The sequence below is a fragment of the Chlorobiota bacterium genome (genome assembly GCA_016700335.1).
Classification (GTDB): Bacteria; Bacteroidota; Ignavibacteria; order OLB7; family OLB7.
In genome coordinates, this window is the sequence record CP065014.1 from 44,991 (window position 1) to 62,323 (window position 17,333).

Here is a 17,333-nt window from a genome sequence, read left to right on the forward strand (position 1 = left end):
GTTTCCAGATTTCAATGAAAGTGATAGAGCCTCATTTAAGTATTTTTTTGCTTCTGAAAAATTATGAAGTTTAGTAAATAAAGACCCAATCTTAATGTTGCATTTAGAATTTTCAGAATTTTCATTATCTACTTTTAAAATCTTTAAAGCAGCTAAATAATTTTTTAGGGCTTCCGGATATTTTTTAATGAATTAAATACATTCCCAATGTTGATATAATTCATTGTAATTAAATTTTTATTATCTATCTCTTTACTATTTTCTAAAGCTGAATAATAATAATTTATGCTTTCAGAGTAATTACCTTGTTTTTCATAAACAAGACCGATATTTCCTAATGAATATGATATAGCCTCTTTGTCTTTGATTTTTTTACTTATTTGTAAAGCAGAATCACAAATTTTAAGTGCCTGGTTAAAATTTTGTTGCTTCGAATAAACAAGTCCCAAGTTACTATAAGCTATAATAATTGATAACTGATCTCCTATTTCTTTGCTAATTTTAAGACAAATTAAGTAATTTTTAATAGCATCTTTGTAGTTCATTAGAAATTCGTAAATTTCAGCGATGTTTCGGTAATTCATCACTTGCCATTTTTTATTACCTATTTCTTCATTTAATTTTATAGCATCAAAATAGTTTTTTATAGCTTCTGGGTAATTGCCTTGCCTATAATACACAGTTCCAATATTGTTGATGACACTAGCAATTCCTCTTTTATCCCCAAGATTTTTTCTTATTTGTAATGAATTAAAATAAGATTCTAAACTACTTTTCAAATTTCCTTGTAAGCCATAAATATTTCCAAGAAGATTGAAATATGTACCTAAACCTTCTTTAAAACCAATTACCTTAGAAATATAAAAAGCATCATCAGCATATACCTTTGCTTTTGAAATTTCACCATTTTCAGTAAATTCATGACTTAAAAGGTTCAAAATTCTAATCTTTATTGTATCTCTTTTATCAAAGCCAGTTTTATGCGAATCAGAATTCTTCTTATTGTAATTATTTAACTCCAGTTGAAGGGAATCAATGAGAGGTTTACCAGATTTTTGGGCATAAATATTAAATGAAAACCCAACAATTAAGAATAGACTAAATAATATTGTGAATATTTTCATTGATTGAATTAATTATTAAATTTCACTGAATAATTACTAGTTTATTTTATGAGTTTTCAAGTTAAAAAAATAAAGGAAATTAATCTCAAAGTATTTTATTCTTAAATAAATATAGAGATTAGGAGAATAGATTATCAAATGAAAGTTAACATAATTTAATTAAAATTGTATATTTAAAATTTATTTTTAAATAATTTAAAGCCTGTTTAGAATAATTAATTTTTCAATCATATTTAACTTAAATTAGATTACAGATAACTTAAGATTGTAAATTATTCTTTTTATCTCAAAGTTTAAAATAAAAATTTTTCTTTAATTTTTAAAGGTTTAAATAATACATATTTAATAAATGCAACTAAGTTCCCATATTACTAAAAAACTCTTTCTATTATTTTTAAAATTTATGATATTAGTTGCCAAACCGTTAAAAATAAAATAATGTAAGGGTAGAACACAATACCAATACATTCTTCCTAAAAGCCCTTTAGGTCTGAATGTAGCTTTTTGTTGTAAGTAAAATTTATTATCTTTATTCACAATAAGAAACTCTAACCATGCTTCTCCGGGTAATTTCATTTCAGCATACAGAAGCAATCTTTTGTTACTTTTATCAGCAACTAAAACACGCCTTTATCAAAAGCCCTTTTAACTGAAACTAAATATGTAATTGGGTGAATATTAAGTAGTTCATTTAAATTATTTTAATTTGCTACAACTTCTACTTTCATACTGTTTACTAAATTAAATGTTTGTCTTAAATTTTAAAATTGAAATTTGGCAATTTTAAGTTAATAACATAAATAATCTTTATTCCAATACAAACTCAAGATTTTTCATATATCCACAAAAGTAAAATTTTGAATTAAACAAGTATAATTGTATAAAATTAACACTCAACAAAGTACATATCAACTTCACCTTTACCTTTTGCTGTTATCTTACCACGGTAAACGCAATTGAAGTCAGACTTTACTAATTCGTAAGTATTACCAGATATATTAATTTTCCCGGCTTCACTATTTGATTCCATTCTGCTGGCAGTATTAACAGTATCTCCCCATATATCATAAGCATATTTTTTAACCCCAACAATACCCGCAACAACAGGTCCAGAATTAATACCAATACGAATCTGAAACTTACCATTACTGCTATTAACAAAGTCTCTAATTTCAAAGGCAGCTTTAACAACCTTATAAGCATGATCATTGTTTTCAATAGGCAGACCACAAACAGCCAAATAAGCATCACCAATAGTTTTAATTTTTTCTAGACCATTTTTTTCAATTATGGCATCAAAAGCTGTAAAATTTTTGTGAATTTCAGCAACTAAATCTATAGGAGAGAGCTGTTCGCTGATTCCAGTAAAGTTGACAAAATCAGTAAAGAGAACAGTAGAGTTATTATATTGTTTGGCAATAGAATTACCTGTAAGTTTCAATTCATTAGCTACTTCTTCAGGAAGTATATTAAGCAATAATTGTTCATTAAGTTCTTTCTCAATAACAACTTTTGCTTTTTCATCTTTAACTTTATTACGTTGACGGAAAACAACTCCTAAAAAAATCAAAGCCACAAGTAGCCCACCAACAATAGTGTTTCGAATATTTCTTTGAACAATGTCTTTTTTATCCTGTTCTGCTTTTGTTGTTAATTCTTTTTTATCGAACTCAGATTGCATTTGATTTTGAACAATTTTTTTTGAGTTCTCAACATTTAACAAACTATCATTGTAAAGATTAAAAAGTTTGCGGCGCATGAAAGCATCTTTCCAATTGTTGGAAGCACTGTCTAATTCTGACAAAGAGAGATAACTAGATTTAATATTTTCTTTGTTTCCAGATTTCAATGAAAGTGATAGAGCCTCATTTAAGTATTTTTTTGCTTCTGAAAAATTATGAAGTTTAGTAAATAAAGACCCAATCTTAATGTTGCATTTAGAATTTTCAGAATTTTCATTATCTACTTTTAAAATCTTTAAAGCAGCTAAATAATTTTTTAGGGCTTCCGGATATTTTTTTAATGAATTAAATACATTCCCAATGTTGATATAATTCATTGTAATTAAATTTTTATTATCTATCTCTTTACTATTTTCTAAAGCTGAATAATAATAATTTATGCTTTCAGAGTAATTACCTTGTTTTTCATAAACAAGACCGATACTTTGTAATGAATATGATATAAATTCTTTGTCTTTGATTTTTTTACTAATTTGTAAAGCAGAATCACAAATTTTAAGTGCCTGGTTAAAATTTTGTTGCTTCGAATAAACAAGTCCCAAGTTACTATAAGCTCTAATAATTGAAAACTGATCTCCTATTTCTTTGCTAATTTTAAGACTAATAAAGAAATTTTTAATAGCATCTTTGTAGTTCATTAGAAATTCGTAAATTTCAGCGATGTTTTGGTAATTAATCACTTGCCATTCTTTATTACCTATTTCTTCATTTAATTTTATAGCATCAAAATAGTTATTTATAGCTTCTGGGTAATTGCCTTGCCTATAATACACAGTTCCAATATTGTTGATGACACCAGCAATTCCTCTTTTATCTCCAAGATTTTTTCTTATTTGTAATGAATTAAAATAAGATTCTAAACTACTTTTATAATTTCCTTGTAAGCTATAAATATTTCCAAGAAGATTGAAATATGTACCTAAACCTTCTTTAAAACCAATTACCTTAGAAATATAAAAAGCATCATCAGCATATACCTTTGCTTTTGAATATTCACCATTTTCAGTAATTTCCCAACTTAATCTGTTCAAAATTCTAACCTTTATTGTATCTCTTTTATCAAAGCCAGTTTTATGCGAATCAGAGTTCTTCTTATTGTAATTATTTAACTCCACTTGAAGGGAATCAATGAGAGGTTTACCAGATTTTTGGGCATAAATATTAAATGAAAACCCAACAATTAAGAATAGACTAAATAATATTGTGAATATTTTCATTGATTGAATTAATTATTAAATTTCACTGAATAATTACTAGTTTATTTTATGAGTTTTCAAGTTAAAAAAATAATGGAAATTAATCTCAAAGTATTTTATTCTTAAATAAATATAGAGATTAGAAGAATAGAATATCAAATGAAAGTTAACATAATTTAATTAAAATTGTATATTTAAAATTTATTTTTAAATAAATTAAAGCATGTTTAGAATAATTAATTTTTCAATCATATTTAACTTAAATTAGATTACAGATAACTTTAGATTGTAAATTATTCTTTTTATCTCAAAGTTTAAAATAAAAATTTTTCTTTAATTTTTAAAGGTTTAAATAATACATATTTAATAAATGCAACTAAGTTCCCATATTACTAAAAACTCTTTCTATTATTTTTAAAATTTATGATATTAGTTGCCAAACCGTTAAAAATAAAATAATGTAAGGGTAGTACACAATACCAATACATTCTTCCTAAAAGCCCTTTAGGTCTGAATGTAGCTTTTTGTTGTAAGTAAGATTTATTATCTTTATTCACAATAAGAAACTCTAACCATGCTTCTCCGGGTAATTTCATTTCAGCATATAGAAGCAATCTTTTGTTACTTTTATCAGCAACTAAAACACGCCAAAAATCTAGGGTATCACCAGTATGAATTTCAGTTTCACTTGTTCTTCCTCGTCTTAAGCCAACACCACCAAAAAGTTTATCAATAAACCCTCTAACCATCCATAGCCAATTGGCATAATACCAACCACGTTCTCCACCGATAGCCCAAATATTGTTAACAACATCATTCACATCATTTAAAATAATTTTGGTTCTTTCATCAATAAAGCATCCATGTGAAGGGACGTTAATGTGAGTTAATAGGGTTGAATCAACAGTGCTGGATGCAAGTGAATCTTTCCAACTTGAGACGACATTATTTTGCTCAATTTTATCAAAAGCCCTTTTAACTGAATCTAAATATGTAATTGGGTGAATATTAAGTAGTTCATTTAAATTATTTTTATTTGCTACAACTTCTACTTTCATACTGTTTACTAAATTAACAGCAAGTTTATAAGAAATGCTAGTAACAAAGTAAAGCCAATAGGATGAAATACGTGGAGTCATAACTGGTATAGTTAAAATATATCTTTTTAATCCACGAACTTCTGCAAATTGCAATAACATCTGTTTGTAAGTTAAAACATCTGGACCACCAATATCATAAGATTTGTTTAAGGTTTCTTGTTTCAATAAAACACCTGTCAAGTATTCCAGTACGTTTTTAATTGCAATAGGTTGAATTTTTGTATTAAGCCATTTAGGGGTAATCATAATTGGCAGTTTTTCTACTAAATCTCGGATAATTTCGAATGAAGAACTTCCAGAACCTACAATAATTCCTGCATTTAATGAAGTAACTGGGATATTTGATGATTGTAAAATTTCTAATACATTTTTCCTTGAAGCTAAATGCTTGGAAAGTATCTTTTCATTTGTAATACCACCTAAATAAATAATTTGTTTTGCTTGAGTTTGTTTTATAAAATTCACAAAATTATGAGCCGAAACATCTTCTAACTTATCAAAGGTTGTACTATTATCACTCATTGAATGAATAAGATAATATACAACATCAATATCCAAAAGACATGGATTAAATACATTTTCTTTTAAAAAATCTAATTCTATAATCGATATATTATCATTTTTAAAAACCTCAGAATTATGAAATCGATTTTTATCTCTGACACAACAAATTACTTCATGACCTTGATTTAATAACATTGGCAACAATCTTTTGCCTATATAACCATTTGCACCTGTTAAAAGTATTTTCATTAAAATATAAATATGTTATAGTGAGAATTTTAGAAATAACTTTAAATTTTCAAACTCCCCATTCCTCCGTCTGCCCCAATAATTTGTCCAGTAATCCAACTACTATTATCATTTATTAGAAAAGAAACTAAATGAGCAATTTCTTGTGCAGTTCCAATTCGTTGCAATGGGTGACGTTTGCTAGAGGCTTCTCTTTTTTCAATTGTATTTAAAAGAGAACTTGTTAAAGGTGTATCAATCAAGGATGGTGCAATAACATTTACTCTAATCTTAAATGAAGCTAATTCGGCTGCTAGACTTAATGCTAACCCCTCTATTGCAGCTTTAGAAGTAGATATTGATGAATGATAGGGTAATCCAATTTTAGCTGCTACTGAGCTGAATAAAACAATACTTGCTCCATTTGCTTTTTTTAAATTTGGTAATGCTTTTTGTATTATTGAAACAGCACCAAGTACATTTTGGTTGAAGTCTTTTAGAAAATCCTGTATGCTTAGCCTATTAAAGGGCTTTAGATTTATTGAACCAGGACAATAAATCAAGGCATCTATTTGTTCTGGCAAGTCAATTAGTATATCTAAACTATCCTTGGTAATATCCAACTTATAAAAATGAGTATTCAAATCTTCTAATTCAACAGTAGAATTTCGAGAAATTGTTACCAGATTATTCCCATTATTTAACAGTTGTGCTGTTTTCAGTCCGATACCTTTTCCAGCACCAACAATTATTATATTTTTCAATTGTTTATAATATTATTAGTTCATAATATAGCTATGACTAAATTCTCATAGTTTAAGTTATAAAACTAGTTATAACTTTACTTCTATTAAAGCAAAAAAATTGGATGTGTCATTGAGTAAGAAATACATACTCATAATGATTACAATTTATTTTTTTGTTCATAATTTTCAATTATATTACCAAAGCATCCAATCTCAAAATCTGTCAAAAAAATAATGAATCACAAAATTCCTTGTTGATATAATTGATAAAGTCGTAGATGTAGCAGAATTAGTTGAGTTCAAACCTATTGGTGGTTTAATAAACCAATTTACTGAGTATATAATTGGGATTGTATTAAATCAATATCAGATTACTGGATAGGGTTGTAAATTTAGTTTTGAATCAGAATAGGCTTGCTGTAATTGTAAAAATAACTTACTATTTAATTTTATGACATTTGATTTGCAAACTTTGCATTCATATTATCAATGATAAAGATCTGTTCCAATTAATTAGTAATTACTCTTGGTCTTACTTTATAATTTGTAACTCTTTAGTTATTTCTAACCAAAATATTTGTGGACTACAGATTTGTTAATGTGCAAGTTTCATAGGATTTAAACCACAATCAACCTAATTGAAATTTTTACACTAAAGAATAATAAATATAAAATAACAATAATTACTTTTATTCTCAAAAACCTATTTTGCAAACCATATAACATCAATCTTTTAAGTTGAATGACACAAATTTGTAAGTATAATCTTTAATCAAATTTCTTACAGACTTAAACTCTTCTAAAATTTCTGATTCAGTTCCAATAAATTTGGCAGGATCTGGAAAGTTGTAATGAAATTTTTTAGCATTTGAAGGGAAGAAAGGGCAGTGTTCTTTTGCGTTGTCACATACAGTTATTACAAAGTCAAAATCAATATTATTATATTCATCAAAATTGTTAGATGTTTGATTAGAAATGTCAATTCCATCTTCTTTCATTGTAGCAATGGCTTTTGGATTTACTCCATGAGTTTCAATACCTGCACTAAAAATTTCAGCCGTGCCTTCGGCAAATTTTCTTAGATAACCTTCAGCAATTTGGCTTCTACAGCTGTTACCAGTACAGAGAACTAATACCTTTTTCATTACATTTTAAATTGGAAAAAATTGATAATTACATAGAATTTAGAGCAAATTATTAATAAAATATATTTATCAAAAAAATTGAAACCTATACCATAATGGGTTAAAAGTTTTAAATTATTAGAATTGTTTTAAATTAACAACAACCACCTCCTGGAGTACAACAAGAAGTTTCATTTTCTAACTTTGAAAAAATAATTTTCTCCTTAGCAGGTGTAACACCACAATTGTCCTTAGCCAAACAGTCGGTTTGTTTTGCAACTAACACAAAATTATTGTTTTTAAAAGCTAAATTGTATTTCCCAATTGTTTCTGATTGGTATTCAACTTCAATTTCAATATCTCCAATTCCTAATTTCTGTTCAGACAAAGAAATAATGTTTAATAGCTTCTTAGGTTTTAGCCTATGGTCAGTATCGCTTGCATTCCAAAGTTGAAAGTTTGCAACTTTTTCCAAACGTTCAGTTCCGCCACAATCTATGAAATGTTTAGTGATTAGCCCAACTTCTGTTACATGAAAATGCTCTGGAACATAGTCTCCAGCAGGAAGTTGGAAGTTAACTGTATCTAAAGTCTCAAGATGTTTTTTGATTTCTGATATTTTCATGTTTATATAATTAGAGTTAACAACAATTTGATTTTTTCTTTTCAATTTTGGTCGAAATTTTTGTGAAATAATTTTTTAAAATATCTAATGCAGTTTCGTCTATGCAATAACAAATTGAATTTCCTTCAACATTACCTTTTATAAATCCTGCATTTTTGAGCTCTTTTAGATGTTGAGAAATTGTTGGCTGAGCCAAAGGCAATTCATATACAATGTCACTACAAATGCAAGTATTCACTTTCAATAAATAATCCATTATTGCAATTCTTGCAGGGTGGCCTAATGCTTTCGCTAGTATCGCCAGCTTATTTTGTCTAACTGTAAAGTTCTCTGTTTTGGTAGCTCCCATTATCTTTTTTAATTATATCATTGCAATAATACGATAAAGATTTAAAATAAACAACTTATTCCTAAAATAGTTTAGTGTTATTTATGATTTTGTATTTATAAAGTGTTTTAACTGTGTGATAACTTAAATGATTATATTTACTTCAACTTATTTTGTGCTATAGATATAAATATATTTCCAGTAAAATATCAATTTAATGTTTTCATTTGAGTAGAAAATTGTAAACATATATTCCTTTATTTCTATTAGAAAATAATATTAAAAGACTTTATAAATCCAACTGAATTATTCTAATTGTTGTAATTAAATAAAGAAATCAAAACCTATTTAGGACTTTATGGAAAATTGTTTTTTGGGTAGCTTTAGGAGTTTGCCTTTGTTTCGGTGATTTCGACAAGCTCAATCACCGAAATAGCTGGAACAGGTGAAATAGAATATGCTGTGATTAAGAGAAGTTCAATCACCGAAACAGTTGAAATAGCAAAAAAAGCATTAGTATGAGCAAGAAGGAATCATTAATATGATAATGAAGAAGCTAGTTGGTTGAGCTTGTCGAAACCAACTTGGTTACAATTTTATCATCAACTCATAAAGGGTATTTAGTTTTGCATTAAGATAAAAAACAATTTAGATAAATTTTTCAAATTCATTTATTTATTCACTTTTTCGGAACTCGTTAACATTTTTACAGAAAATCCACCAATAATTAACATAACAGTTCCCATTATTACCCATAACCAAATTTTATTTTTAAACAATGGTTCTATCTTACTCTCTGAGAAATTAGAGGTATTTTCTTCATTACCTAAAGATAATTCTTTAAGAAGACTTGGAATTTTATCTTGAAAGTTTTGAATATCATAATTTGATTCAGGAGCATTATTATTACCATAATACAAGAAATAATTACCTGGTTTAGTTATCCTAACTTGAAGTTCATAGGTGTGCCCCTTTACAATTGATCCAGATATTGATAGTGGTTCATTGTTTCCATTCTCAATTGTTAATCTTAAGTTATCTGTTACAACATCTCCAATCAAAAATCCATTTGTATCAATAGAACTTAAAACTCCATTATGAAGAACCGTATAATTTTTTATCCAACCTTTTTCAAGTTTGGTGCTATCAGAAAGATAATCAATAGTAATATTCCTATAGAAATCAAATTTATTATTTACGTTAATTTTTATAAAGGCAATAGAAACTTTATTAGCTAACTGTATATCAACAGTAGTATTCTTTTTACTTAAATCATTACTTGTTATAGTTTTAATGTTAGGGTACAATCTGTAATTATGAATTTGCTTCTGTTCAATTGTGATATCTGCAGATGTTAAAATTGGCTTGGTCTTTGATGGAATAGTTAACTTAAAAAATTTGTACTTTGAATCAGGAAAATGTAATGTTGTAAATGAATAATCTGTCATAGAATTTTTTATTGAAACAATTCTATAACTATCTAATATGCTAAACCATTGTTGTTGATTTTGGCTGCCTTCAAGTGACAAAAGTCTATCAAAATTACTTTCATCGAAATGGAGATTTATACAATTTATTTCAGTTTCAGTGATAAATGAGAAAGTATAACAATATCCTTTATCATTATGAGATTCATTAATTATCTTAAATGGTAGGCTTTTAGAAACTGAACCTTCAGCGTTTTTAGTTAATAAATACGGGGCTTCTATTGTATCTCCATTAGCAGAAAAACCAATTATTCTTAAATCAGAAAAATCAGATGAAATTTTAGAATACATGTCATCTGAGATAATAATTTTATGCCAAGTATCAGTAATTCCAGTTACTTCACGTCTAAAATTGTATCCTTTAGTTTGAGCTATATTATTTGAAATGTTAATCAAAAATATAATTGATAAGTAGAAAAATAATCTAGAATTAATTGTCATAATTTTTCGATAAAGATAAATAAAAAAAAGTGAGTAATTTTAAAATGGAAAATATAAAACTATTTAAGAACATAAAATTATAGAAAATCATAATTTTGTGTTTTGATAATAGTTTTTCAAAAAATATATTTAAAGCTAATTTTTTAATATGATTAACCCAAAACAGAATTTTAAGTTTACAAATAACAGGTTTTACCTTATAAGTTGGGGGATTTTTTTTAATGTGATAATATGTATATCACAAACAACTCAACAACCATTCAAATATTTCTCTCTTGAAAACGGGCTTGATGTTATGGTTGTTGAAAATCATCTTGTACCAGTAGCTACAATTATGCTTGCTGTAAGGAATGGTTCATTCACTGAAGGTCCTGAATATGCAGGTTTATCTCATTTATATGAGCATATGTTTTTTAAGGGAAATGATAAATATTCTACAGCACAAAAATTTGGTCAAGCTTTAAGCAATATGGGGGCTTTGTACAATGCTGTTACACGTGAAGAAGTTGTATACTATTATTTTTCACTTCCTGCAGAAAACATTGAGCGAGGTATGGAAACAATGTCAAACACAGTTCAAACACCATTGTTTGATCAAGGCGAACTCTCGCAAGAAATTGAAGTAGTCTTGGGTGAATTCGATAGACATGAATCAAATCCATTTTTCCCATTTAATAGAGTTATGGATTCTGTAATGTGGGGTGATTGTGTAACTCGAAAACAAGCATTGGGTCAGCGACCTGTAATCAAATCTGCAACAACTCAGAAGATGAAAAATATTCAAAAAAAATATTATATTCCAAACAATTCATTATTAGTTGTTGGAGGTGATATTGATTCAGCAACAATCTCTAATTATGTAAACAAATATTTTAACTCTTGGAAAAGAGGACCAAATCCATTTGAGAAAAATATTCCTCCACGTGCAAAGCCAATAAAAGAAAATAAATTAATTACAGTTGAAGCTCCAGTAACCGAAGCACTAGTGAATTATCAATGGCATGGGCCATCGATAGGAATTGATAATGCTGCAACATATGCAGCTGATGTGTTTATATTTATTCTACAACAACCAAATTCAAGATTCCAAAGAAAATTAGTTGAATCTGGAATTGCTCAATCAGCAGGGATAAGCTATTATACCCAAAGATATGTAGGTCCAATAGCAGTTCAAATGTCAACAAGTCCAGAAAAAATAGTTACAGCTAATAAAATATTATGGGATGAAATTCAAGCATTTGATTCGCCAGATTACTTTACAGATGAAGAGTTAGAAATTTCTAAATCTACATTACAGCATAGAGAGATTTTTGAGAGAGAAGAAACCTCCGATTGGTTAAGTACACCATCATTTTGGTGGAGTACTACTGGAATAGAATATTATAAAGGTTATTTAGATAATCTTGGCAAGGTAAAGAGAGAAGACATTCAGAAATATATTCGAGATTATATAAAAGGCAAAAATTATATTCTAGGAATTTCTACAAATGCACAAGCTTTGCAAAAACTAAATTTAAAACAAGAGATTATAGTTAAATAAATATTTAAAGTTGAACTAAAAAGCAAAGTTTTTTTAATAGATTTTATTTGAATAGTACCATAATTTATATGAGAAGTAGATTTGCAATTTTAATTTTTGTGATAAATATATTTTTATTTTCATGTAAAACTGAAGAGAAAAATACTACAGATAATCAACCGTTAATACCAATATCTGAAATCGATACAACTGGGGCTAACACATCGGAATTATCTGATATAGATTCAAATCTTATAAATTCATCATTTATAAAAGATGAGCTTAAAAGGATAAAAGTTGGAATTTCCAATAAAATCCCAATAATACTTCGTACTGATGTGAATGAGAATTTGGATAGAGCTCAGAAAATTGCAATTTTAGATTCTTCTTTTCAACAATACTTATTTGAATCTAATACAAAAAAAGCTATTAGAAATGAGATTTTTGGAATTTATCCAGCAAGGCAAAGTGATTATAATATTCAAACATCAGGTCTTTGTTCAGATGGAAGTTGTTATAGAGTAGAAATGTATAATTATGGATTAAATACAACAACTGTTGCATTAGTAAGTCTTACAGCTAATAAAGTAATAAGTTCATATTTGTTGCCTTATACTCAGCCAGATATTTCTCCAATTTTAAAACAATTAGCTCTTAAAATAGCAGTAGAATCTAGTTTAGTGCAAAAGGCTTTAGGTTATAAAGCAGATCAAAAAGATGCAATAATGAGTGATACAAAAACTGCATTAAATAAAACAAAATGTGAAAGATCGAGGCATTTGTGCGTTGCGCCTACTTTTGTAAAAGGAAATAAAGCATTGTGGGCAATTGTTGATTTGACTGATTTAAAATTAGTTGGAGTAAGATGGACAAATGTTGGGAACGTACCAATTGTAACTGAAAGAAAAATTCAGAATGAAAAGTTAACAGAATGTTATTGTAAAACTGTAAATAAATTAGTAAGAAATGGTTGGGATTTGGACTATATGTTAACAAGTTCTGATGGTTTAAGAATTTCAGATGTAAAGTATAATGGTAAAGTTGTTTTCCTAAATGCAAAATTAGTTGATTGGCATGTAAGCTATTCAAACACTGATGGCTTCGGTTATAGCGATGCTGTTGGATGCCCATATTTTAGTAATGCAGCAGTTGTAGCAATTGAATCACCCAAAATTAAAACATTATTGGAATCAGGAAAGGAAGTTGGGTTTACTTTGGAGCAATTCTTTTATAGTGAAGGTTGGCCTCAACCTTGTAATTATAATTATCTACAGAGGTTTGAATTCTATAATGATGGTAGAGTAAGAGTTTCATGTGCAAGCTTGGGGCGTGGCTGTGGAAACAATGGCACTTACCGTCCAGTTATGAGAATTGCACTCGCAGGTAATGACAATACTTTCTCTGAATGGAAGGAAAATAATTGGAGTATTTGGGATAAAGAAAAGTGGAACGAACAAAATCCTAAAACCCAATATACAACTGAAGGATATCAATACAAATATTCAGGAGTAAACGGAGGATTTTTTATTGAGCCAGGAAGGGGACAGTTTAATGATAAAGGACGCGGTGATAATGCATATACTTTTGTTACTTTATCTCATCCTGAAAAAGATGAAGGTGAATCAGATCTTGTAACTATTGGTCCTTGCTGTAATTCTGATTATCATCAAGGACCCGAGAAATTTATTGAACCTTCACCAGAAAATATTCAAAATAAAACTTTAGTATTATGGTATGTAGGTCAAATGAAAAATGATGATACAAAAGGGAGAGAATATTGTTGGGCAGAGGCTTTTATTGATGATAAGGGGATCTATTCAACTAAATCTTATCCATGTTTTATTGGTCCAATGTTTATTCCAATAAAATGATATGTTTGAATTGAGTTGATTTTATAAAATGAAAAAAAATATTTTTAATGAAAAAAAAATTAGCAATTCCGCCACAACTTCAAGTTTCAGAAGGAGGTGGAAGTTTTATGAATAATGCAAGGTTAGGTATGTATTTGTTTGTAGCAACTGAGTTTATGCTTTTTGCTGGAATAATCGCAGGTTACTTTATTTTACGTACTTCTAACAATAATTTCAAAGATTATAACCCATTGCCACTTGGATTTACACCATTCAATACAGTGTTATTGGTGTTAAGCAGTGTTTCTTTATTCATTGCTCAAAAATCTATTTCCAAAAATGATATTAACCTTTTTAAAATTGCTACATATACAACTTTTATACTAGGGCTAATATTCTTTGTACTTCAAATATTCGAATGGAAAGAGCTTCAATTAACTTCTTTTTATGCGACTGATAATAACAATAATGGAATGTTTTACCTTTTATCAGGACTTCATGGAGTGCATGTGTTTGGTGGGATTTTGATGCTTGCTCTTTTAACAATTAGAGTTTCTAGGAATTACTTCAATATTAAAAGGAAAAATTATGTTGCTGTCACAGGGATTTATTGGCATTTTGTAACTGCTTTATGGTTGCTTTTATTCTTAATACTTTTTGTAATATAAATAAATTAGAATTGGATTATATGAAAAATTATCTAACTATTTAAAATTAAAACATAAAGCAGATTGCTATTGCTTCTTTAATAATTCCACAGCGCTTCTACCCGCAATAAATCCGCTTGAAAAAGCAGCTTGAAGATTGTAACCACCAACTCTGCCAGCTAAATCTAATGCTTCACCGGCAAAAAATAATCCTGATATTTTTTTTGATTCCATAGTAATACGATTAATTTCATTCAAGTCAATTCCTCCAGCAGTAACTTCACCCCTTTCTAAATCAACTTCCTGAACTTCACCAATTTCCCATTTTTTTAACAATCTTAAAATATTGTCTCTTTGCAATTTTGTTGCAACAGAAATAATAGTTCCTAAGTTAATATCTCCAGATTCAAGCAAGTATGGGGCAATAGCATTTGGTACGAATCTTTCAATAAAAGTTTTTATATGAATTTTTCCATTGTTATTCTTTTGATTTGCCCATTCAATATTCAACTCATCAAATGACTTATCTGGAACTAAATCAGCATATATAAATAATTTTTCATTTAATTTATACTCGGAAATTAACTCTTTGCAATAGGCAACTGATCGGCTTATCTCTAATACTGAAGGTCCACTAATCCCTTTATGAGTAAGTAGAAAATCATCTCTCCAACTAATTGGAGTTTTTAATTTTAAGATTTTTTGTAATACAATTTTAGCTGGGTCTATGAAAAGTACTCCATCTCTAATAGAAACTCCTTGCCAGTTAGATGGTGGTTTTTTAATAAAGTAGATTGGTGCAAGAGCTGGTCTTACTTTCACAATTTTTAGTCCTAGTTCTTCTGCCCAATAAATTCCATCACCTGTTGTTCCAGTTTTACTATATGATTTTCCACCAGTAGTGACAATTACACATTCATAATTTTTAATTTTACCATTAATATTTATGCCAATTGTTTTATTGTTTTCAACTACCAATCCATTTACATAATTATTTGTTAATATATTTACCCTATTTTCAAACAGATAATTTTCAAAAGTTAAAAGTACATCTTCAGCATTATTACTTTTGGGAAAAACTCTTCCATTCGGTCTTGTAATGGTTTGAAGATTATTATTACTTAAAAAATTAATTACATCTTGAGGAGTTAATTCATTTAAAGCATATCTAAGAAATCTTGCTTCCATTGGAATGAAACCATCTTCAATTTCTTTTGGTGAAGCATTATGTGTAATATTACATTTACCCCCTCCAGAAATAAGAATTTTAATACCAATTCTTCTATTACGTTCATATAAATCAATCTGAATATTTGAATCTATACTATACTTTAGAACAGCTATAGCAGCATATATTCCTGCTGCTCCTCCACCAACGATTGCAATTTTTTTCAATTAAAAAATAGTGATTAATAATTTCAACATAAAGATAAAAAATTAATTTATCGTAATAATAGATTAAACATTTATCAAACTAAACTTGAAATTATTAAATGAAGATTAATCTAATAATAAAATTTTTCAACAATAATAATTCAGAAACTTTAACTTAGTTAAATTTGCATTTCAATAATCTATAAAAATGAACTTAATTGAACTAGGAATAATACTAATAAAAATTGTAGTTGTACTACATATCTTTTTGGTTGGTGCTGCATACGTTGTTCTACTAGAACGTAAAGTATCTGCTTGGATTCAAAACAGGGTGGGTCCAAATAGAACAGGTTGGAGAGGCTCATTGCAGTCCTTTGCTGATGTATTAAAACTAGTAATGAAAGAAGATATTGTGCCTAAAGCAGCTGAGTATAAATTCCACTTGTTAGCTCCAATTTTGTCAATAGCAGTTGCAATTTCGGCTTGGGCTTTAGTTCCATTTACAGCTCCATTTAAAGTTGGGGGGATGTTAATTGCAACAACAGTTGCACCAAATTTAAATGTAGGAATTTTAGTTCTTTTAGCTATGTCATCAATTGGTGTTTATGGAATAACATTAGCTGGTTGGTCTTCTGGGAATAAATATTCATTATTAGGTGGGCTTCGTTCATCAGCACAAATGATAAGTTATGAATTATCTTTGGGTCTTTCAATAATTGGTTTGGTTTTGGTTTGTGGTACTTTAGATATATCAAAAATAGTTACAGATCAGGGTGGATATTGGTTTGGTTTTATACCTAAATGGAATTTATTTTTACAACCATTCGGATTTATACTATTTTTAGTTTCAGCATTTGCTGAAACCAATAGAGCACCATTTGACTTGCCAGAAGCAGAGCCAGAGTTAGTTGGAGGTTTTCATACAGAGTATAGTGGACTTAAATTTGGTCTGTTTTTTTTAGCTGAGTATGGGAATGTTATATTAATGTCAGTTTTAATGTCAACTTTTTATTTTGGTGGATATAATGCCCCTTGGATTCAAGATTTAACTATTATAAAAGAAAGTGAAATTTTAAGACCACTAATACAATTTGGAGCACTTTTTGTTAAAACATTATTCTTTATTTTCTTTTTTGTTTGGGTTAGATGGTCTGTACCAAGATTTAGATATGATCAATTAATGGATTTAGGATGGAAAGTTATGTTACCATTAGCTGTTCTAAATGTTGTAGTAACTGCCATAATCTTGAATTTTATTTAGTATTTTTTAATTATCTTTTAACATAAAGTTTTAGTTA

General features: G+C 28.1%; 14 protein-coding genes. 4 read left to right on the forward strand and 10 right to left on the reverse strand.

Annotated features, from left to right (window positions below; translation table 11 throughout):
* Positions 1-164: 164 nt before the first annotated feature.
* The 9 genes from IPP08_00235 to IPP08_00275 all read right to left on the reverse strand — a co-directional run bounded on the left by IPP08_00235 (position 165) and on the right by IPP08_00275 (position 10,600).
* Entirely contained in the window at positions 165-1,124 is a 960-nt protein-coding gene (locus IPP08_00235; protein QQS66642.1) for a tetratricopeptide repeat protein, read from the reverse strand.
* Positions 1,125-1,466: 342 nt separating this feature from the next.
* Positions 1,467-1,700, reverse strand: a complete 234-nt coding sequence (locus tag IPP08_00240; protein QQS66643.1) for a DUF2867 domain-containing protein — start codon at positions 1,698-1,700, stop codon at positions 1,467-1,469.
* A 310-nt stretch (positions 1,701-2,010) separates the two neighbouring features.
* Positions 2,011-4,083: a tetratricopeptide repeat protein gene (locus IPP08_00245; GenBank protein QQS66644.1), complete on the reverse strand. Its 2,073-nt coding sequence runs from the start codon at positions 4,081-4,083 to the stop codon at positions 2,011-2,013.
* Positions 4,084-4,454: 371 nt separating this feature from the next.
* A complete protein-coding gene (locus IPP08_00250; protein QQS66645.1) occupies positions 4,455-5,915 on the reverse strand; it encodes an SDR family oxidoreductase in 1,461 nt (486 codons plus the stop codon).
* Between the two features lie 41 nt (positions 5,916-5,956).
* The gene (locus IPP08_00255) at positions 5,957-6,658 is read right to left on the reverse strand and encodes an SDR family oxidoreductase (protein QQS66646.1); all 702 of its coding nucleotides are present in this window, start codon (positions 6,656-6,658) and stop codon (positions 5,957-5,959) included.
* A gap of 707 nt (positions 6,659-7,365) precedes the next feature.
* A complete protein-coding gene (locus tag IPP08_00260) occupies positions 7,366-7,785 on the reverse strand; it encodes an arsenate reductase ArsC (GenBank protein ID QQS66647.1) in 420 nt (139 codons plus the stop codon).
* A gap of 133 nt (positions 7,786-7,918) precedes the next feature.
* The gene (locus IPP08_00265) at positions 7,919-8,389 is read right to left on the reverse strand and encodes a hypothetical protein (GenBank protein ID QQS66648.1); all 471 of its coding nucleotides are present in this window, start codon (positions 8,387-8,389) and stop codon (positions 7,919-7,921) included.
* Positions 8,390-8,405: 16 nt separating this feature from the next.
* The gene (locus IPP08_00270) at positions 8,406-8,738 is read right to left on the reverse strand and encodes a winged helix-turn-helix transcriptional regulator (GenBank protein ID QQS66649.1); all 333 of its coding nucleotides are present in this window, start codon (positions 8,736-8,738) and stop codon (positions 8,406-8,408) included.
* A gap of 650 nt (positions 8,739-9,388) precedes the next feature.
* Positions 9,389-10,600 (reverse strand): DUF3999 domain-containing protein, encoded by a 1,212-nt coding sequence (locus tag IPP08_00275; protein ID QQS66650.1) that lies wholly within the window; start codon positions 10,598-10,600, stop codon positions 9,389-9,391.
* 193 nt (positions 10,601-10,793) lie between these two features.
* Between IPP08_00275 and IPP08_00280 the strand changes: the two genes are divergently transcribed.
* The 3 genes from IPP08_00280 (at position 10,794) to IPP08_00290 (ending at position 14,682) form a co-directional block, all read left to right on the forward strand.
* Positions 10,794-12,185, forward strand: a complete 1,392-nt coding sequence (locus IPP08_00280; protein QQS66651.1) for an insulinase family protein — start codon at positions 10,794-10,796, stop codon at positions 12,183-12,185.
* 68 nt (positions 12,186-12,253) lie between these two features.
* Positions 12,254-14,035 carry a hypothetical protein gene (locus IPP08_00285; GenBank protein ID QQS66652.1) on the forward strand — a complete coding sequence of 594 codons (1,782 nt, stop codon included), beginning with the start codon at positions 12,254-12,256 and terminating at the stop codon, positions 14,033-14,035.
* 47 nt (positions 14,036-14,082) lie between these two features.
* Complete coding sequence (locus IPP08_00290; protein QQS66653.1) at positions 14,083-14,682, forward strand: heme-copper oxidase subunit III; 600 nt, start codon at positions 14,083-14,085, stop codon at positions 14,680-14,682.
* A gap of 66 nt (positions 14,683-14,748) precedes the next feature.
* Here the strand turns inward: IPP08_00290 and IPP08_00295 are convergent, their stop codons facing one another.
* Positions 14,749-16,056, reverse strand: coding sequence for an aminoacetone oxidase family FAD-binding enzyme (locus IPP08_00295; GenBank protein QQS66654.1), 1,308 nt, complete (start codon positions 16,054-16,056; stop codon positions 14,749-14,751).
* A gap of 187 nt (positions 16,057-16,243) precedes the next feature.
* Between IPP08_00295 and nuoH the strand changes: the two genes are divergently transcribed.
* Positions 16,244-17,296, forward strand: a complete 1,053-nt coding sequence (nuoH, locus tag IPP08_00300; GenBank protein QQS66655.1) for an NADH-quinone oxidoreductase subunit NuoH — start codon at positions 16,244-16,246, stop codon at positions 17,294-17,296.
* The last annotated feature ends 37 nt before the right edge of the window (positions 17,297-17,333 follow it).